This is a genomic window from Ruegeria sp. CE6, from assembly GCF_056537485.1.
Window position 1 is genome coordinate 109446 of record NZ_JBQFRR010000005.1, and the last position, 17796, is coordinate 127241.

Annotated in this window: 17 protein-coding genes, 1 tRNA gene and 1 pseudogene; 13 read left to right on the top strand and 6 right to left on the bottom strand. The window is 56.6% G+C overall.

The genetic code is table 11. The features are described 5' to 3' along the window. The first annotated feature begins 35 nt into the window (after positions 1–35). Positions 36–650 carry an FMN-binding negative transcriptional regulator gene (locus tag ACR0DK_RS18720; protein WP_170425582.1) on the top strand — a complete coding sequence of 205 codons (615 nt, stop codon included), beginning with the start codon at positions 36–38 and terminating at the stop codon, positions 648–650. 22 nt (positions 651–672) lie between these two features. On the opposite strand, the gene ACR0DK_RS18725 is transcribed toward ACR0DK_RS18720, so the two are convergent. Further along, a complete protein-coding gene (locus tag ACR0DK_RS18725) occupies positions 673–1119 on the bottom strand; it encodes a c-type cytochrome (RefSeq protein ID WP_170425585.1) in 447 nt (148 codons plus the stop codon). 485 nt (positions 1120–1604) lie between these two features. Here ACR0DK_RS18725 and petA point away from each other — a divergent pair, with 485 nt between their 5' ends. From petA to ACR0DK_RS18740, 3 genes are read left to right on the top strand one after another with little or no spacing between them, the layout of a single operon-like run. Further along, positions 1605–2189, top strand: coding sequence for a ubiquinol-cytochrome c reductase iron-sulfur subunit (gene petA / locus ACR0DK_RS18730; RefSeq protein WP_170398293.1), 585 nt, complete (start codon positions 1605–1607; stop codon positions 2187–2189). 14 nt (positions 2190–2203) lie between these two features. Further along, a complete protein-coding gene (gene petB, locus ACR0DK_RS18735; RefSeq protein ID WP_170398296.1) occupies positions 2204–3535 on the top strand; it encodes a cytochrome b in 1332 nt (443 codons plus the stop codon). A gap of 17 nt (positions 3536–3552) precedes the next feature. After that, entirely contained in the window at positions 3553–4338 is a 786-nt protein-coding gene (locus ACR0DK_RS18740; RefSeq protein ID WP_170398299.1) for a cytochrome c1, read from the top strand. 143 nt (positions 4339–4481) lie between these two features. On the opposite strand, the gene mtaB is transcribed toward ACR0DK_RS18740, so the two are convergent. Together mtaB and dapF are read right to left on the bottom strand one after the other, a co-directional pair. Continuing rightward, a complete protein-coding gene (gene mtaB / locus ACR0DK_RS18745; protein WP_223117376.1) occupies positions 4482–5738 on the bottom strand; it encodes a tRNA (N(6)-L-threonylcarbamoyladenosine(37)-C(2))-methylthiotransferase MtaB in 1257 nt (418 codons plus the stop codon). Then, on the bottom strand, positions 5735–6568 hold the full coding sequence (gene dapF / locus ACR0DK_RS18750; protein WP_223117377.1) for a diaminopimelate epimerase: 834 nt from the start codon (positions 6566–6568) through the stop codon (positions 5735–5737). The genes mtaB and dapF overlap by 4 nt, the downstream gene beginning before the upstream one ends. Before the next feature lie 218 nt (positions 6569–6786). Between dapF and ACR0DK_RS18755 the strand changes: the two genes are divergently transcribed. The 3 genes and pseudogenes from ACR0DK_RS18755 to ACR0DK_RS18765 all read left to right on the top strand — a co-directional run bounded on the left by ACR0DK_RS18755 (position 6787) and on the right by ACR0DK_RS18765 (position 9778). Continuing rightward, positions 6787–6862, top strand: a tRNA-Lys gene (locus tag ACR0DK_RS18755). A gap of 460 nt (positions 6863–7322) precedes the next feature. Then, a pseudogene (locus ACR0DK_RS18760) lies at positions 7323–7790 on the top strand (CmcI family methyltransferase); the annotation flags it as partial. 131 nt (positions 7791–7921) lie between these two features. Continuing rightward, complete coding sequence (locus ACR0DK_RS18765; RefSeq protein WP_170398548.1) at positions 7922–9778, top strand: SLC13 family permease; 1857 nt, start codon at positions 7922–7924, stop codon at positions 9776–9778. Between the two features lie 9 nt (positions 9779–9787). Here ACR0DK_RS18765 and ACR0DK_RS18770 read toward each other — a convergent pair whose 3' ends face one another. Further along, the gene (locus ACR0DK_RS18770; RefSeq protein WP_480588216.1) at positions 9788–10888 is read right to left on the bottom strand and encodes a Gfo/Idh/MocA family protein; all 1101 of its coding nucleotides are present in this window, start codon (positions 10886–10888) and stop codon (positions 9788–9790) included. A gap of 12 nt (positions 10889–10900) precedes the next feature. Further along, entirely contained in the window at positions 10901–11611 is a 711-nt protein-coding gene (locus ACR0DK_RS18775) for a GntR family transcriptional regulator (RefSeq protein WP_170398311.1), read from the bottom strand. Between the two features lie 105 nt (positions 11612–11716). Between ACR0DK_RS18775 and ACR0DK_RS18780 the strand changes: the two genes are divergently transcribed. The 6 genes from ACR0DK_RS18780 to ACR0DK_RS18805 are packed head-to-tail and all read left to right on the top strand — an operon-like array spanning position 11717 to position 17294. Next, positions 11717–12871, top strand: a complete 1155-nt coding sequence (locus tag ACR0DK_RS18780) for an LLM class flavin-dependent oxidoreductase (RefSeq protein ID WP_480737579.1) — start codon at positions 11717–11719, stop codon at positions 12869–12871. Then, positions 12871–13761 carry an aldo/keto reductase gene (locus tag ACR0DK_RS18785; RefSeq protein ID WP_170408178.1) on the top strand — a complete coding sequence of 297 codons (891 nt, stop codon included), beginning with the start codon at positions 12871–12873 and terminating at the stop codon, positions 13759–13761. Before ACR0DK_RS18780 ends, ACR0DK_RS18785 begins: the two co-directional genes overlap by 1 nt. After that, complete coding sequence (locus ACR0DK_RS18790) at positions 13761–14276, top strand: flavin reductase family protein (protein ID WP_170408253.1); 516 nt, start codon at positions 13761–13763, stop codon at positions 14274–14276. The genes ACR0DK_RS18785 and ACR0DK_RS18790 overlap by 1 nt, the downstream gene beginning before the upstream one ends. Before the next feature lie 53 nt (positions 14277–14329). Then, the gene (locus ACR0DK_RS18795; RefSeq protein WP_170398319.1) at positions 14330–14917 is read left to right on the top strand and encodes a TRAP transporter small permease; all 588 of its coding nucleotides are present in this window, start codon (positions 14330–14332) and stop codon (positions 14915–14917) included. Next, entirely contained in the window at positions 14918–16207 is a 1290-nt protein-coding gene (locus ACR0DK_RS18800; RefSeq protein ID WP_170398321.1) for a TRAP transporter large permease, read from the top strand. 25 nt (positions 16208–16232) lie between these two features. Then, a complete protein-coding gene (locus tag ACR0DK_RS18805) occupies positions 16233–17294 on the top strand; it encodes a TRAP transporter substrate-binding protein (protein ID WP_170408182.1) in 1062 nt (353 codons plus the stop codon). Between the two features lie 30 nt (positions 17295–17324). Here the strand turns inward: ACR0DK_RS18805 and ACR0DK_RS18810 are convergent, their stop codons facing one another. Next, positions 17325–17795 (bottom strand): tetratricopeptide repeat protein, encoded by a 471-nt coding sequence (locus ACR0DK_RS18810; protein ID WP_170408184.1) that lies wholly within the window; start codon positions 17793–17795, stop codon positions 17325–17327. Between the last annotated feature and the right edge of the window lies 1 nt (position 17796).

Here is a 17796-nt window from a genome sequence, read left to right on the forward strand (position 1 = left end):
TCGCTTCTGCAAGAGAAATTGGCAGGAGGACGAATATGCATCCCAATCCCACCTTTCGCGCCGAAACGCGCGAGCGTCACATCGAGTTTGCGCGTGACCGCGCCTTTGGTGTTCTGGCGGTGTCGACATCGGATGCACCGTTGTTAAGCCACGTTCCCTTTCTTCTGAACGAGGATGCTTCATCGGCTGACCTGCATCTGGTCCGGTCAAATCCGATTGTTAGGGCGCTGAAACAGCCGCAACCTGCGAAGATCGCTGTGTTGGGGCCGGATGGGTATATCTCGCCTGACTGGTACGAAGTCGATGATCAGGTGCCGACCTGGAACTATGTAGCGGTGCATCTGACTGGAGTGCTTGAGATGCGGCCAACGGACGACCTTCGAAATCTGCTCGACCGGCAGGCGGCAGACTTTGAAAATCGCCTGCTGCCAAAGCCGCCATGGTTGGCGTCCAAGATGACACCAGACGCGCTGGATAGAATGATGCGCATGATCGTTCCCTGCCGACTCATGATCTCGGATATCGACGGCACTTGGAAGCTGAATCAGAATAAGCCCGATGAGGCGCGACATCGCGCGGCTGATCACGTGCACTCAGCAGGACTTGGCAGCGAGGTGGCGCGCTTGGCCTCGTTGATGCGCAAGGCCTGAGGCACGCGTTCTCGCCTTCCATTCATTGAGCGCTGAATGTGGCGAGATAAGCAGCGATGTCATCTGCGCCTTTTTTCAGCTTGACGCTCATGTTCGGGCGGGCGGTGTCATCATCCAGATATTCCTTGATGAACCCGATCGGATCCCGAGAATAGGCGGCGATGTTTTCTTCAGTCCACACAAGCCCTTCTTGCCCGGCGCGGATCATGTCGTCGGTGAACATCCCGATGGGCAAACGTTCACTTCCATAAAGATAATCGTTCTCAGTTCCGGCGGTGCGGCCAACTACGCCAAAGAGATTCGGCCCGGTGATGCCGCCTTTGACCAGAACCTCGCCATTTTTGATGATCGCATGGCACGAAGAGCATCTGTTATAGAGCTGTTCGCCTTTCGCCGGATCGCCGGCTGCGATCGCCTGTACTGAAGTCAGAAACGAAACAAAAACTACGGTTGCTGCTATCTTGAGCATTGAACATCTCCGGCTGGGAATATTGCGCCTGTGGCCTTTCACGCATTCCCGTTTAGAGTGCAATCGAATTCTGGTAGATAATCACGTGTTTGAAATATCTATTTTATAGTAATAATTTAAGAGGAATCGTATCGCGCTAAAATAGAAGTAATACAGTGTTCCTAAGGTAGAGCTGCACGTGAAATCGGCGGCGTTCGCATAGGGTGAGGAGATTTCAATTTGGGGATCTACCAGCGCGGGTCGATGTCGAATCACGTCCCGCCTGCCTGGCGCCAATTCGCCGCTCTGAGGGTTAAAATCTGCATTTGAGATTGAAATTTTGCCCTTTCACCGTGACATGAATGCTTAGATGCGGCGTATTGCGCGTTTAAGAGCGCTGGACGAACTCTATTCTCCCCGATAGATACCCCGTTTAAGACGCCGCACTTGTGCGGTGCGCGAGCTTTATGCCCGTTCGCGGGCGCCAGATAATCGGAGATAACCTCGTGTCCCAAGCTGAAGACCACGAAGGCACCCGCAGAGATTTCCTCTACTACGTCGCTGGCGGCGCAGGTGTCGTTGCCACCGGGGCTGCCGTTTGGCCCCTGGTAAATCAAATGAACCCATCGGCAGACGTCCAGGCGCTGTCCTCGATCCGTGTGGATGTAAGCGGGGTAGAGCCGGGTACGCAGCTGACTGCAAAGTGGTTGGGTAAGCCTGTTTTCATCCGTCACCGCACAGGTGCCGAGATTCAGGAAGCTCAGGAGCAGGACGCTGAAGGTGTCGACGCGCTGCCTGACCCGCTGGCTCGCAACTTCAATTTGAACGCCGACGCACCAGCGACCGATGCCAATCGCGTCATGCCTTCGCCCGAAGGCGAAGGAGAAGGGGCGTGGATCGTTCAGATGGGTGTTTGTACACACCTGGGTTGTGTGCCGCTTGGCGATGCTGGCGATTTTGGCGGTTGGTTCTGCCCCTGCCACGGCTCGCACTACGATCTTGCCGGTCGTATCCGCAAAGGCCCCGCGCCTGAAAACCTGCCCATTCCGCCCGTTGAATGGGTAGACGCCACCACCATCAAGCTCGGCTAAGGGAGACCTAACTTATGTCCGGAATTCCCCACGATCATTACGAGCCGAAGACAAATGGCGAGAAGTGGCTGAACAGCCGTCTGCCCATCGTCGGCCTGCTTTATGACACCCTGATGATCCCAACCCCCAAGAACCTGAACTGGTGGTGGATCTGGGGCATCGTCCTGGCGTTCTGCCTGGCGTTGCAGATCGTCACCGGTATCGTTCTGGTGATGCACTACACCCCGCATGTTGATCTGGCCTTTGCCAGCATCGAACACATCATGCGCAACGTGAACGGCGGCTATATGCTGCGCTATCTGCACATGAACGGCGCATCGCTGTTCTTTGTAGCAGTCTACATCCACATCTTCCGCGGCCTGTTCTACGGCTCGTACAAAGCCCCGCGTGAGATTACGTGGATCATCGGGATGCTCATTTACCTGATGATGATGGGCACTGCGTTCATGGGCTACGTTCTGCCCTGGGGTCAGATGTCCTTCTGGGGTGCGACCGTGATCACCGGCCTGTTTGGTGCGATCCCGTTTGTTGGTGATGCGATCCAGACCTGGTTGCTGGGCGGACCTGCGGTGGACAACGCCACTCTGAACCGCTTTTTCTCGCTGCACTACCTTCTGCCGTTTGTTATCGCGGCGCTTGTGATCGTGCATATCTGGGCCTTCCACACCACAGGCAACAACAACCCGACAGGTGTTGAGGTTCGCCGTGGCTCGAAAGCCGAGGCAGAGAAAGACACGCTGCCGTTCTGGCCCTATTTCGTGATCAAGGACCTGTTCGCGCTGGCGGTCATTCTGGTCGTGTTCTGGGCCATCGTGGGCTACATGCCGAACTACTTGGGTCACCCGGATAACTACATCGAAGCCAACCCGCTGGTTACACCTGCGCACATCGTCCCTGAATGGTACTTCCTGCCATTCTACGCGATCCTGCGTGCGTTCACTGGCGAAGTCTGGGTCGTTCAGTTCGCCAGCTTCATCACCGGCGGCATCATCGACGCCAAGTTCTTTGGTGTGATTGCGATGTTTGGTGCGATCCTGGCCATGGCCCTAGCCCCTTGGCTGGACACCTCGACCGTGCGTTCGGGCAAGTATCGTCCGATGTTCAAATGGTGGTTCTACCTTTTGATCATCGACTTCTTTGCTTTGATGTGGCTGGGTGCGATGCCCGCGGAAGAGCCCTATGCGACCTTCTCGCTGATCGCTTCGGCTTACTGGTTCGCCTATTTCTTCGTGATCCTGCCGATCCTGGGTGTCATCGAAAAACCCGAGGCGCAGCCGGAAACCATCGAAGAAGACTTCAACGCGCATTATGGCAAGGCAAACGCCGACGCCACGCCGGCCGAGTAAGAAGAGGGACCGGAAACATGTTCAAGAAACTTGCAATCGGTGCCGCGTTCGCTTTGGCCCTTGCGCCCGCCTCGACTTTTGCGGCAGGTGGCGGTGAGCAGCACATCGAAGATTTCGACTTCTCGTTCGAGGGACCGTTTGGAACCTGGGATCAGAACCAGCTTCAGCGCGGCCTACAGATCTATACCGAGGTCTGCGCAGCCTGCCATGGTCTGCAATATGTACCTCTTCGGACCCTTGAAGATTTGGGGTATTCGGAAGAGCAAGTCATCACCTACGCGGCCGACAACTTCGAGGTGTTCGATCCCGAGCTGGACGATTTCCGCCCGGCAATCCCGACCGACCACTTCCCGGCCAACAACGGTGTCGGCGCGCCTGACCTGAGCCTGATGGCGAAGGCCCGTGCCGGTTTCCATGGTCCTTACGGTCTGGGCATCAACCAGCTGGTCAAAGGCATGGGGGGCGCGGAATATATTGCCTCGCTTCTGGATGGTTATACCGGTGAAGAAAAGGAAGAAGCCGGTACTGTTCTCTATGAGAACAAGGCCTTCCCCGGTGGTTGGATTTCCATGGCTCCGCCGCTGGCAGAAGATCAGGTTGAATTTGCCGACGGACATCCTGCAACCGTTGAGGCAATGTCCGAAGACATAGCAGCCTTCTTGATGTGGAGCGCCGAGCCGAAAATGATGGAGCGCAAAAATGCCGGTTTCGTCGGTGTTCTGTTCCTGACAGTTCTGTCTGTTCTGCTGTACCTTGTGAACAAGCGCCTGTGGGCACCGATAAAGGGCAAACGTCTGGACTAAGGTCGACGTATAACTAAAAACTAAACCCCCGCGCCATCACGGTGACGGGGGTTTTTTTGTTGCGATGGTGTGGAAGGGGCCAGCCCCTTCTTGGCCTGCGGCCAATTCATCCCCGAGGTATTTTTGGCCAGATGAAGAACGGATCACACTTGTAATTGAGCTTTGCTGTGCCCCCGTATCGTCGCGATTACGATCTCGCCTTCGGGTTGGGCGTTGCCGAAGGTTACTTCGGTAAATTGTTCGGTGCGGCCCATTGTGGGATTTTCCATCAGGATATTGTGGGTTTTGCCGATCTGTGCCGTCAGATGCTTGATGACCTGTGCATCGCCGGCTGCACGCAGGCGCGCGGCGCGTTCTTTGATGACATTGCCGTTGATCTGTTGCGGTATGCGGGCTGCCGGAGTGCCTTTGCGTTTGGAATAGGGGAATACATGCAGCCAGGTCAGGTTGCACTCGGTGACGAGCTTGAGGGAATTCTCAAAATGAGTCTCGGACTCGGTCGGGAAGCCAGCGATGATGTCCGCGCCAAAAGTCATGTCGGGTCGTAGTTTGATGGCGTCTTCAGTGAAACGAATCGCATCTTCGCGCAGGTGGCGGCGTTTCATGCGCTTCAGGATCAGATCGTCGCCATGCTGCAAGGACAGATGTAAATGGGGCATCAGGCGCGGCTCGGTCGCGATAGCATGCATCAGGTTCTCGTCGACTTCGATCGAGTCGATTGAGCTGATGCGCAGGCGCGACAGGTCTGGCACCAGTTTGAGGATGCGCATCACGAGATCGCCCAGTTTCGGCTGAGCGGGCAGATCCGTGCCCCATGAGGTCAGATCGACCCCGGTCAGAACAACTTCGTTGTAGCCCCTATCGACCAATCGTTTGATCTGATCCACCACAACGCCCGCAGGGACGCTGCGAGAATTGCCCCGGCCGTAAGGGATAATACAGAAGGTGCAGCGATGATCGCAGCCATTCTGAACCTGTACATAGGCGCGTGAGCGGGTTCCGAAGCCATCAATCAGATGCCCGGCGGTTTCCGTGACAGACATGATGTCGTCAACCTGAATCGCCTCGGTCTGACCGATGAAATCGGCGGCCATGCCTTTCCAGGTATCCGGTTGCATCTTTTCGGTGTTGCCGATGACCGCGTCTACTTCGTCCATAGCAGCAAAGGTCTGCGGCTCGGTTTGCGCCGCGCACCCGGTGACGATCAGACGTGCCGAGGGGTTTTCGCGGCGCAGCTTGCGAATCTCCTGCCGCGCCTTGCGGACGGCCTCGGCGGTCACCGCGCAGGTGTTGACGATCACAGCATCCGTTAGCCCCGCCTGCTGCGACAGTTCTTTCATCGCTTCGGTCTCATAGGCGTTCAGGCGGCAGCCCAGAGTGCTGAACTTAGGCGGGTTCATTCCAGTGACCTCAGGTATTCAGGCGTCAGCGTGCCCGAAAACACATGGGCTGTGGGCCCCGTCATCCAGACCCCATCTTCGCGCCAGTCGACCCAGATCGTGCCGCCGTCCAGATCCACTTGCACCTTACGTCCAGTGAGGCCTCGACGTGAGGCAGCAACAGCGGTGGCGCAAGATGATGACCCCGAGGCCAGAGTGATCCCCACTCCTCGCTCCCACACCCGCATGCGGATGTGGTCGGGTGCGACTATCTGTGCGACCTGAACATTGGTGCGTTCGGGATAGAGTGGATGGTATTCGTAACGCGCGCCGAACTCTTCCATCGGAATGGCCTCGGCGTTGTCGACAAAGAAAGTGCAGTGCGGGTTGCCCATGCCGGTCGCTGTTGGACCACCTTCTATCGGCAGTTCCAGCGTGTCCATCTCTTCCGCCAGGGGAATCTCGTTCCAAAGGAGTTGGGGGTGCCCCATATTCACCGACGTTAGTCCATCGCCAGCGTCGCAGGCCTGCAGTGTGCCGCGTTCAGTTGTGAGCGTGAGTTCGGATTTGCCCGTCTCGTCCATCAGAAACCGAGCGATACAGCGCGTGGCGTTGCCACACGCAGCCGAAGTCGACCCGTCCACATTGTAGAACACCAGATGCGCATCCGCTTCGCCGCGTTCGATCACTGCCAACTGATCGAACCCCACGCCGAACTGCCGGTGCCCGATTCCCCTGGCAAGGGCTGGGGTGACCGGCACGGCATGCGCGCGCGCATCGACAACGACAAAGTCGTTGCCCAACCCGTGCATCTTCATAAAGGCCAAACCGGTGTCGAGTATCTGTTGCATGGCGGGCGTATAACGCCGGTCCGGACATGAATCCACCCTGTCGCGTAGATTCCTGAAAAAAGGGGTTGACCCCCCAGTTCCACCTGCCTAATTAGGCCGCCTATCGGGGCGCCGAACTCATACGAATGACGGCGAACTGAAGTACGAAATAAGGTCTTGAACCCGGTCGGGTATTTACCTTACAGAGTGCTGCGGATCGAAGAGATCCTAAAAAGAGTGGGCCGTTAGCTCAGTTGGTAGAGCAACTGACTTTTAATCAGTGGGTCGCAGGTTCGAATCCTGCACGGCTCACCACTTAAGCCAAGCAAATACAAAAGCTTAGAGTAGGTGGTGCCCGCCCTGCGGGGTGGTGTGTTTGCCCAAACCAGTACAATACAAGCAATGCGGCTTGCTGTGGTGACTCGCTCAGCAAAAGCGCCCCGGAACTCATGCCCCCGGGGCGCTTCACCGATGCAGGCAGCAAGGAGACACTGCCGAGGTTTGCTCTGTTGGATTTACGAGGGACGGTCTCCAATGCCTTGCGCGGCTGGCGAAACAGCTTGCCGTTACTCTGCCATCTCCTGCGGCAACGGCTATCGTGAATGACTTTGCAATCGGGTCGGCGTCTTGCAGTTATCGCGGATGCGAATCCCTATTGCAACCAAGCTCCATAACGGTTTCGTACAGTTCAGGCAGTGGTTCCAGCCTGTCTTCCTGACCACACGCGGCGGGGTGTGGTCCAAGTCCATGACATGTTCACGCCGCTTATGCGAGCACGACGCTTGATCTCGCTCGTCCCAAATGCAGGGTTCTTGGCGTTGACATTGGTACTCTCGCCCACAATCGTGCAGCCATAGAAGAGCATCCGATGGCCTCCAGAATCGAGATGATTCAAGGCTCATCTATCGACGAAGATATTTTGGACCAGGATCGAACTGCTGCTGAAGATTACCATAAGGTACTTGTTTGTCTCGACAGCAATCATACACCCGATCATGTGCTTGCTGAGTTATATGCGTATGCCCCGCTTGTTCCTTCGGGTAGCTATTGCATTGTGTTCGATACAATCGTTGAGGATATGCCTCCCACTAAGTTCACTGATCGTCCATGGGGACCTGGAGACAACCCAAAGACTGCAGTTCATGATTGGTTGAAAGTCAATCCTGATTTCGAGATCGACAAGAGTATCGATCACAAGCTGCAAATTTCGGTGGCACCGGACGGCTTCTTACGACGCCGGTAGTTTTGTCACGGTGGATTTCGACCAAACAGACAAAGTCCATGACAGGCCCGCGCTGATTGCCTAGAAATGCCTATTAGATTTGCTTTTGGAACCAGGTGATCCCAGTGGAGCAATTGGCGTTTACATACGAAATGGGTGTGGTCTCGGCGCTTTTGGCCTTCACGGTATTCTTGTTTGTGTCCGAGATTGTAAGGATCGATCTTTCGGCCATCCTGGTGTTGGTCATTGTGGGTCTGCTGAGTTATGCACCGGGTCTCGAAAATCTGGCAAATGTTCCTCATCTGTTTGACGGGTTTGCGTCCAATGCCGTGATTTCGATCATTGCGGTCATGATCGTAGGGGCGGGTTTGGATAAAACGGGGCTGATGAACAAGGTCGCGTCCGTCATTTTGAAATATGGTGGTAAGTCTGAAAACCGAGTGCTGCCGATCGTTTCGGGCACAGTCGGTGTTATCTCATCATTCATGCAAAATGTCGGGGCGGCGGCGTTGTTCCTACCGGTGGTTAGCCGTATCTCATCGCGATCGGGTATTCCGTTGTCACGTTTGCTTATGCCCATGGGGTTTTGTGCCATTCTGGGGGGGACAATGACAATGGTCGGGTCCTCGCCGCTTATTCTGTTGAATGACCTGATCCAAACTGCAAACGAAGGGCTGCCCGAAGCCCAGAAGATGGAACCCTTTGGTTTGTTTTCCGTTACCCCCATCGGTGCGGTGCTGATCCTGACGGGGATCGCATATTTCCTGCTGCTGGGACGTTGGGTGCTGCCGGGCGATTCAGGGTCGGAGAGTACGGGTACCGGGCGCGGGACTCAGGAATATCTTCAGCGGGTCTACGGGCTGAAGGCCGATGTGTTCGAGGTTGTGGTTCCGGCCGACAGCCCGCTGGTCGGGCAGATACTGGCCGACATCAACTTTGAAAATCATCTCTATATCATCTCGACCTTTTACCGTGGCAAGACCTCGATGGTTCAGGTGCTAACAGCCGAGATTGCTGCGCCTTGTCGTTTAGCGATTGTGGGTCGGCGCTGGGTTGTCGAAGAGTTTGCCGAAAAGTACGGGCTGACGGTGCTGCCTGATCTGGATGTGTTTGTCGAAGAGTTCGCACCCACGAATGCTGGGGTCGCAGAGGTGGTCGTGACGCCTGACAGCAAGCTGATCGGCAAATGCCCTCGCGAATTGCTGTTCCGTAAAACCTACGGAATGTCTTTGCTCGCCATCCACCGGGGTGAAGAGACGCTGAGTCATGTCGAGACTGAGACGCATGAATCCACCCAGATCGGGCTTGAGAAGTTCAAGGCTGGCGACATGTTGGTTGCTCATACCCGTTGGGACAACCTAATGCGGATAAAGCGTGATCCGGATTTTGTTGTGGTCACCTCGGACTTCCCGCAGGATGAATTGCGCCCGCAAAAGGTAGGCTGGGCGCTCTTGTTCTTCTTGATCTCATTGTCACTGATCCTGTTCACGGATGTGCGGTTGTCGCTCTGTTTGCTGACCGGAGCCGCAGGAATGATGTTGACCCGGGTGCTCAGTGTTGACGAGGCGTATCGAGCAGTTGGATGGAACACGGTCTTTCTGCTGGCGTGTCTGATCCCGTTGGGTCAGGCGGTGCAGAATACCGGGACTGCGGCATGGATTGCGCAACAGATCATGATCATCTTGGATGGATGGCCGAATTGGGCGCTACAGGCGGGCGTCGCCATTCTGGCGACGGCATTTTCTCTGGTCATGTCAAACGTGGGCGCGACGGTTCTGTTGGTGCCCCTTGCGGTTTCAATTGCGGTTGCGGCGGGTGCCAACCCGGCGGTCTTTGCATTAACCGTCGCGATTTCGACCTCGAACAGTTTCATTATCCCGACCCATCAGGTGAATGCGCTGATCATGGGGCCAGCTGGGTACAAAGTGACCGACTTCGTCCGTTCGGGCGGGATCATGACGATCATCTTCTTGATCGTCTCACTGTTGATGCTGAATGTGATTTTCTGACCCTGTTAATCACCCAGCTAGGCTGATCGTTTGGCCCTGCTCTGACGCCTGTTGTGCGGCAAGGCCGATACGCACGGCCCAAATCCCATCACGCAGTGAGACCTCGGGTTTGGCGCGCTCGCCCCTGACCAGCTCCAGAAAGCCTTTGTGCTGATAATAAGTCGAGCCATTGTGGTCGCCAGCCGCCAGCAACTCGGGATCAACGGGGATGTCGCGCTGGATTGGACCTTTCGGTGCGCGAGGGCTGATGATCAGCTGTGGTACAGGCGCGTCGCCCAGATGTTCAGGCCAGAAGCGGCCCGGGCCGGGCACAAGCGCTTCGATTTTGGTATCGCGCCCAATGGCCGAGATTTCTTCTTGATACCGCGAACCCTCGGCAAACATGCAAAGCTCGAGCATCGCGCGCGCGCCCGAAGCAAAATCGACAATGACATAGCCGTGGTCCAGAATATCTGGAGTATCGCCGTCATAAACTTCGTCCAAATGATTGACGGCTTGGCCACCGCTTGCGGAAACGCGAACCGGGTCTGATTGCAGGATCAGGCGCATGAGGTCGAAGAAGTGGCAACATTTTTCGACGAATGTACCGCCAGTGTTACGGTTGAACCGGTTCCAATTGCCGACCTTTTCGAGAAACGGAAAGCGGTGTTCGCGGATCGTGAGCATCTTGATCTCACCACCTGCGGTCGCTGCTTCATCGATCAGCGCCGTGATCGGGGGCATATAGCGATATTCCATCGCGACCCAGATCGGGTGCGGAAAATTGCGCTCTAACTCTTCAAGCCGTGCAAGATCGGCGGGATCAGTGAACAACGGTTTCTCGATCAACAGTGGCAGTGGGCGGGTTTCCGCAATCTCGGCCAGTTGATCAACATGCAGGTGGTTGGGGCTGGCGATGACCAGACAGTCCAGATCATTGACCGTCAGAAGGTCCTGAAGGGAAGACACCATCTGCGCGTCGGGTGCAATCGCCTGCGCCTTATGCGCCATCTCCGGGTCGGGTTCGAAGATTGCGGCGACTCGTGTGCCCTCAAGCAGAGCAATGTTGTGCAGGTGTTCCTGCCCCATCATGCCGCATCCGATCAGCCCGTAATTGGTGGTCCGGGTCATGCGCAGTTCCTTTTATTTCAGGCGTTGAACATATGTGGCTCGATCTGGATCAAACCATGTTTTTGAAAACTCGATAGGTTCAGCTTTCTCAGACCAACTGAACCGTTCGATATACCCTGCGGCTTGGCCCGCAGGTTTGGTGAAGCCTTCAGGTGTCCAGTCGGGCAGGGCACTGACAGAAACGCGATCCTCTGCCCGTGTGATCCAGAAGCCAAGTTGTTGCTGGTAATAGCGATAAAGCGAGTCGGACAGCAGGTTCTGGTCGATGGTCCCGGCTGATTCGTCCAGCCAGATTTCTTCGACCGCGATGATTGTGTCATTCAGATAACGCATCCGGCGTACACGCGAACCGCTATCAGACAGGCCGAACTTCGGCAGTTTCGCAGGCTTCTTGAGATGATCAACCGACAGGATGTCTGCACGCGGCAACCCGCCGCCTTCGGGCAGTTCCAGCCGGAACATAGCATAGACGCTGTTCTGCGTTCCGGTCTCGCGGATGTAGTTGCCCGAGCCCTGAATACGCTCCAACATGCCTTTTTTCTCAAGCTCGGCGAGCGATTTTCGCAAGGTCCCGACCGAGACATTTAGGTTCGAAGCCATGTCCCGTTCAGGTGGAAGACGCTCACCATCAATCAGACGGCCCGCAGCTATATCGCGGATCAGAAGCTCTGAGATCTGGACATAGATCGGCAGGGCATTTGGATTGCGGCTGTTGGCGGACATTGAGGGCGCTTCACTCGGTCGCAGGAAAAATTGATACACTATTGATCTACATCAATGCGCTTGCTACGCAAGAGGAAAGTCAAAGATGTACGGAGCGTGAATCAAATGACCATCGTCCCCATCACATCCCCCGACCTGGATGCGGCCGAGGTTTCGTGGTTTGCAGCGCTTTGCTCGGATGACTACCAGTTTCTGGGTGTGCCCGATGGTGAACTGCGATCCAGCTGGGAGCATTGTTCAGGCATCGTGAAAGAGGCCGAGGCGCAAGGGTTTCGCAACATCCTGTGTCCGTCATCGTATCAGGTCGGTCAGGATACGTTGAGCTTTGTTGCAGGCTGCGCCCCGATCACTGAAAAGATCAACCTGCTGGCCGCCGTGCGCTGTGGTGAAATGCAGCCCATCATGCTGGCCCGCACCATCGCGACGCTGGACCACATGCTTATGGGGCGGCTGACGGTTAACATCATCTCGTCCGATTTCCCGGGCGAGAAAGCCGACAGTGCCTACCGCTATCAGCGTTCGCGCGAAGTGGTCGAGATCCTGAAACAGGCCTGGACGCAGGACGAAATCAACCATGCGGGCGAGGTCTATAACTTTTCAGGCCTGACCACCGACCCGGCTCGGCCTTACCAGACCGGTGGCCCACTGCTGTATTTCGGCGGCTACTCGCCGTCTGCTTTGGACCTGTGCGGTGAACATTGCGATGTCTACCTGATGTGGCCGGAAACAAAGGATCAGTTGGCCGAGCGGATGAAAGCCGTTCATGCGGTTGCCGAGAATTACAATCGTACTCTGGACTACGGTCTGCGCGTCCACATGATTGTTCGCGATACCGAGGCTGAGGCACAGGAATACGCCGACTACATCGTCTCGAAACTAGACGACGAATATGGTCGCGCGATCCGCGAGCGGGCGTTGGACGCGACATCATTGGGTGTGGCGCATCAGTCCAAGAACCGCGATCTGGCCGACGAATATGGCTATGTCGAACCTGGACTGTGGACCGGCGTCGGACGTGCACGTTCGGGCTGTGGCGCTGCGCTGGTCGGTTCGACCGATCAAGTTATGTCTAAGATCGAAGAGTATCAGAAGATGGGCATCCGCGCCTTCATCTTCTCGGGCTACCCGCACATGGACGAGGCCAAGCATTTTGGCGCCCGTGTGATGCCCAACCTGAAAACCTGCTCGCTTCCCGAAGCCTACGGGCGCGTGCCAGCAACCACCCCGGCAACCCCGCTGGGCAACGGAGTTCGTCGCTGATGCAACGTGTGAAACTATCTGACACGCTGGAAATGAGCCGTCTTGTCTATGGCATGTGGCGCTTGGGTGATGACAGTGACACCTCGACTGCGCATGTTGAGGCCAAGATTCAGGCCTGTCTGGATCAGGGCATCACTACCTTCGATCAGGCCGACATTTATGGCGGATACGCGGCCGAAGCCGTTCTGGGCAATGCCTTGCGCACCAATCCCAGCCTGCGCCAGAAAATGGAGATCGTCACCAAATGTGACATCGTCGCGCCGATGGGGCGTTATGCCGAGGCCAAGGTCAAATATTACGACACGTCGCGTGCGCATATTCTGAAATCGGTCGATACATCTCTGTCGGAAATGGCGATCGACCACATCGACTTGCTACTGATCCACCGCCCGGATCCAATGATGGATCACCATGAAACCGGTGCAGCGCTGGATGAGGTGGTTGCCAGTGGCAAGGTCGGCGCGGTTGGTGTGTCCAACTTCCGCCCTTGGGACTGGTCTTTGCTGCAGTCGGCGATGAAAACCAAGTTGGTCACCAATCAGATCGAGATATCTCTGGGCGAGATCAGCCCGTTCACCAACGGCGATCTGGCGTTCCATCAGCAGCATGGTCATCCGCTGATGGCGTGGTCCCCACTGGGTGGAGGCCTTTTGATGGCCGGGAACCCTCCGGTTGGTGTTGTTGCGGATGAGATAGCCGAGGAATTCGGAGTGGACCGTGCCGCCGTCGCAGTTGCCTTCTTGCTTGCGCATCCGGCAAACATCCTGCCGGTTTTGGGCACCAACAATCTGGGCCGCATCAAGCGCGCCTCGGATGCGTTGAAGGTCAAGCTGGATCGTGAAAGCTGGTACCGCCTGTATGAGGCGGCGCTGGGACATGAGGTGCCATGATGAATGCAATCTCGCGCGATATGAACCATACATTCGTCCCGCATAAGGACGACACGCGAACCCTGCGCGATGCTTTTGGCCGTTTTGCCACCGGAGTTACTGTCGTGACCTGCGACAGTGAGGATGGGCCAATCTGCATTACCGCCAACAGCTTTTCGTCCCTGTCGCTGGATCCGCCGCTGGTGATGTGGGCGGGCGACCGCAATTCGCGCCGGTTTCGTTATTTTCACGCGGCGCGTCACTTCAGCGTGCATGTTCTGTCTGCTGAACAGGCCGAGCTGTGCTTTGGCTGTTCAAAAGACGCCCATGCGCTGCGTGATATCGAACATGACCGTTGTGAAAACGGCACCCCGTTGTTGCCGGGTAGTCTTGCCCGGTTCGAATGCGAGCAGCACGCTTATCACGATGCAGGCGATCATGTGATCGTGGTGGGCAAAGTTCTGAAAGTCAGCATGGCGGATGGAGACGCGCTGACGTTCTTTGCCGGAAAACTCGGCCAATTCGCGCAGAGCTAAGCGCGATATGAAGACTGCGGGTCAAACCCGCAGCTGACAGTGGGAGGATCCGCATGGGCGGACTGGCATCGGCGTTGACGCCGATTGCATTCGTGAACGAAACCGTGCTGCGTCTGGGCCGCGCGGTCGGTGTTGTTGCGATTGCAGTTATGGTTATCGCGATCCTGATTCAGGTGTTCTTCCGATATGTCTTGGGTAACGCACTGCCATGGCCGGATGAGGCTGCCCGGTTCTGCATGCTCTGGATGACGGGCCTGATGGCCCCCACAGCTTTCCGTCGCGGAGGGTTCGTCGCTATCGATATGCTTGCACGTTTCCTGCCGCGCGTGCTTGGTCAATCGCTTAATTTGTTCCTGCTGCTGATCTCGCTGGCCGTGCTGCTTGTTGCGGTCAATATCGGCTGGTCTGAGGTTACGGGCTTTGGTGGCCGGTTCGCCACTGCGGCGTTGTACCTGCCTACCTCTTTCGGGTTCGATGAATGGTACCGTATTCCGCGCAGTTGGATGATGGCCTCGCTGCTGGTTGGGATCATCTTGCTGATCTCGGTCAATATCGAACTGATCTTGCGGTCGATAGTAACCATGTTGGGCGGAGCACATCTTTTGCCTGAAATTCCCGAAGCTGCGGTGGGGGCTGAATAAATGCTGATTTGGTTCCTGCCCACCTTCCTGATTTTCCTGCTGATCGGCCTGCCGGTCTTTTTCGCACTGCTGGCAGCGCCCGGCATTCTGCTATGGCTCAGCGGTCAGACCAACGACATTACGCTGCTCTATCGCAATGTCTATAACGGTATGGATAGCTTCCCGCTGATGGCGATCCCTTTCTTCATGCTGGCCGGAGAACTGATGAACCGGGGCGGCATCACCATCCGACTTGTGGAGTTCAGCCAGGCCCTGATGGGCCACCTGCGGGGCGGCCTTGCGCATGTGAACGTCCTCAGCTCGATCCTGTTCGCGGGCCTTTCAGGGTCCGCTGTCGCCGATACTTCGGCGCTTGGGTCAATGCTGATCCCGGCGATGGAGAAGCAAGGCTATACCCGCAAATTTGCCGCCGCGATCACGGCAGCCAGTTCGGTGATCGGGCCGATCATCCCGCCCTCGGGCATCATGATCATCTATGCCTATGTCATGGGTGAAAGTGTGGCTGCGCTCTTTCTCGCTGGCATCGTGCCTGGGGTCATGGTCGGTGTCGGTTTGATGCTCATGATCAAGCTGATGGCGGATCGCTACGACTTCCCGGTCGCCAGCCGTAAATACACTTGGCCGGAACGCCGTCAGGCCAGCCTAAAGGCGTTCTTCCCACTGATGACCCCTGTGATCATCCTGGGCGGAATACTGGGTGGCATCTTTACCCCGACCGAGGCTGCCGCTGTCGCCGTAGGGTATGCCTTCATCATCGGTTTCTTCGTCCTGCGCACATTGACGTGGAAAGAAGTCCCCGAAGTGCTCAGCAACGCAGGCATGACCTCAGCTGTCGTCCTGTTGTTGGTCGGGGCGGCAATGGCCTTCAAGACGGTCGTTAGTCTTAGCCATGCGCCGGAGCAGCTGGCCTCGCTAATCCTCAGCCTGTCGGAAAACCCGCTGATCCTGCTGTTCCTGATCAACCTGCTGCTGTTCATCGTCGGAATGTTCCTGGATGCAGGCCCCGCTATTATCATCCTTGGCCCGATCCTCGGTCCGATCTTCACCAGCCTCGGTGTAGACCCGATCCATTTTGCCATTATCATGAGCGTCAACCTGACTGTCGGTCTGGCCACCCCGCCCATGGGGCTGGTGCTGTTCGTAGCCGCCGCCGTGTCTCGGGAACGGGTTGAAACCATCGCCAAGGCAATCCTGCCGTTTCTGGCGGTCGAAATCATCGTGATCTTCTTGATCACATACATCCCCGCACTATCCATGACGATCCCGAGGATAACGGGATTTGCAAACTGAACTGAGTATCACAGGGAGGAAACGCATGCTCAGAAGATTTATCAAAACCGCAGCGGTGGCCACGTCGCTAGTGGCCGCGTCTGCGATTGCCGCGGCAGCCGCCGACTACACGCTACGCGCCACAGCAAACTCGAATGAAAACGACGAAGACTATGACGGTCTGGTCGTTTTCAAGAACTACGTTGAGGCGGCCTCGAACGGAGCCATTGAGGTTGAGCTGTTCATCGGTACGCAGCTCTGCTCGAACGGTGCCGAGTGTCTGCAGGGCGTGGCAGACGGTACGATCGACATCTACATCTCAACCTCTGGAGGGGCCTCGGGCATCTTCCCTTACGTGCAGGTTCTGGACCTGCCTTACCTGATGGCCGATGACCGCATTGCCGAACATGTCCTATCTGGTGATTTCACCCGGCAGATGCGCGACATGGCGCTGGAGGATTCCGGCGGTGCGATCCGTCTGATGACAATCGGCAATACAGGTGGCTGGCGCAACTTCGCCAATACACAACGCCGTGTCGCCGAGCCGGCTGACATGGAAGGTCTGAAAATCCGCACCGTGGTTGCCGACCTGCCGCAGGAGCTGGTCAAAGCACTGGGTGCATCACCGACCCCGATCCCGTGGCCAGAACTGTTCACCAGCTTCCAGACCGGCGTGGTTGAGGGCTCGAAAAACGGCATCACTGACATCATGGGTATGAAGTTCCCTGATGCAGGCCTGCAATATGTCACGCTGGATGGGCATGCCTACATGGGTGCGCTGTGGTGGATGAACAACGCCAAGTTCCAGGAGATGCCAGAAGATATGCGCCGCGTGGTAGTCGACGGGTTTTATGCGCTGCAGCAGGCGACCTTTGCCTCACCCAAGCGCAAGTCGATTCAGGCTTATGAGGATTTCGTTGCCGGTGGCGGGGACCTCTATGTTCTGACACCCGACCAGAAAGCTGCGTTCAAAGAAGCCGCAACCCCGGTCTATGACTGGTTCCAGTCCAATGTGGCACGTGGTGATGAGATCTTTGTAGCGTTGACTGACGCTGTGGCAGCAGCCGAGGCGGATGTTAATGCCTCACGTGATGCGGATCTGAACTGAATTGCTGGGCCGGGCCCTGGGGTCCGGCCCTCACCGAAACGGGTACATCCACCCTTTGTAGTCGTTGACCAGAACATGCGCCTTCTCGATCTGCTCCGGCGACATTTTTTTGACCACTTCTTCAAGGCTGATCGCCGCATCGGGGTCGCCGCCGATGGCGCTGAGCGTATACCACATGTACGCTCGAACCAGATCAGGAGCGGGCATGCCCAGACCCAACTCGTAGTACCAACCGATACCGGATTGCGCCCCGGGATGACCTTTCATCGAGGCGCGCAAGTACCATTCAAACGCGCGTTCATAGTCCTGTTCGACCCCAAGGCCCAACCCGTACATCACACCGATCAATTCCTCGGCTTCGGCATTGCCGGAGCGCGCGGCGGGCAGCAATTCCTCACGCGCGGCTTCAAACTCTCCGGCCTCCATCAGATCGCGTGCTTGTTCCAGTTCAGCCAGCGCTGGGGTCGCGAGAAGGCACAGGGCAAATACAAACTGGCGCATG

Excerpts from the sequence above, each read along its gene's own strand:
- ACR0DK_RS18720 (WP_170425582.1), top strand. The coding sequence starts at position 36 with ATGCATCCCAATCCCACCTTTCGCGCCGAAACGCGCGAGCGTCACATC.
- ACR0DK_RS18725 (WP_170425585.1), bottom strand. The coding sequence starts at position 1,119 with ATGCTCAAGATAGCAGCAACCGTAGTTTTTGTTTCGTTTCTGACTTCA.
- petB (WP_170398296.1), top strand. The coding sequence starts at position 2,204 with ATGTCCGGAATTCCCCACGATCATTACGAGCCGAAGACAAATGGCGAG.
- ACR0DK_RS18740 (WP_170398299.1), top strand. The coding sequence starts at position 3,553 with ATGTTCAAGAAACTTGCAATCGGTGCCGCGTTCGCTTTGGCCCTTGCG.
- mtaB (WP_223117376.1), bottom strand. The coding sequence starts at position 5,738 with ATGAACCCGCCTAAGTTCAGCACTCTGGGCTGCCGCCTGAACGCCTAT.
- dapF (WP_223117377.1), bottom strand. The coding sequence starts at position 6,568 with ATGCAACAGATACTCGACACCGGTTTGGCCTTTATGAAGATGCACGGG.
- ACR0DK_RS18765 (WP_170398548.1), top strand. The coding sequence starts at position 7,922 with ATGGGTGTGGTCTCGGCGCTTTTGGCCTTCACGGTATTCTTGTTTGTG.
- ACR0DK_RS18770 (WP_480588216.1), bottom strand. The coding sequence starts at position 10,888 with ATGACCCGGACCACCAATTACGGGCTGATCGGATGCGGCATGATGGGG.
- ACR0DK_RS18775 (WP_170398311.1), bottom strand. The coding sequence starts at position 11,611 with ATGTCCGCCAACAGCCGCAATCCAAATGCCCTGCCGATCTATGTCCAG.
- ACR0DK_RS18780 (WP_480737579.1), top strand. The coding sequence starts at position 11,717 with ATGACCATCGTCCCCATCACATCCCCCGACCTGGATGCGGCCGAGGTT.
- ACR0DK_RS18785 (WP_170408178.1), top strand. The coding sequence starts at position 12,871 with ATGCAACGTGTGAAACTATCTGACACGCTGGAAATGAGCCGTCTTGTC.
- ACR0DK_RS18790 (WP_170408253.1), top strand. The coding sequence starts at position 13,761 with ATGAATGCAATCTCGCGCGATATGAACCATACATTCGTCCCGCATAAG.
- ACR0DK_RS18795 (WP_170398319.1), top strand. The coding sequence starts at position 14,330 with ATGGGCGGACTGGCATCGGCGTTGACGCCGATTGCATTCGTGAACGAA.
- ACR0DK_RS18800 (WP_170398321.1), top strand. The coding sequence starts at position 14,918 with ATGCTGATTTGGTTCCTGCCCACCTTCCTGATTTTCCTGCTGATCGGC.
- ACR0DK_RS18805 (WP_170408182.1), top strand. The coding sequence starts at position 16,233 with ATGCTCAGAAGATTTATCAAAACCGCAGCGGTGGCCACGTCGCTAGTG.
- ACR0DK_RS18810 (WP_170408184.1), bottom strand. The coding sequence starts at position 17,795 with ATGCGCCAGTTTGTATTTGCCCTGTGCCTTCTCGCGACCCCAGCGCTG.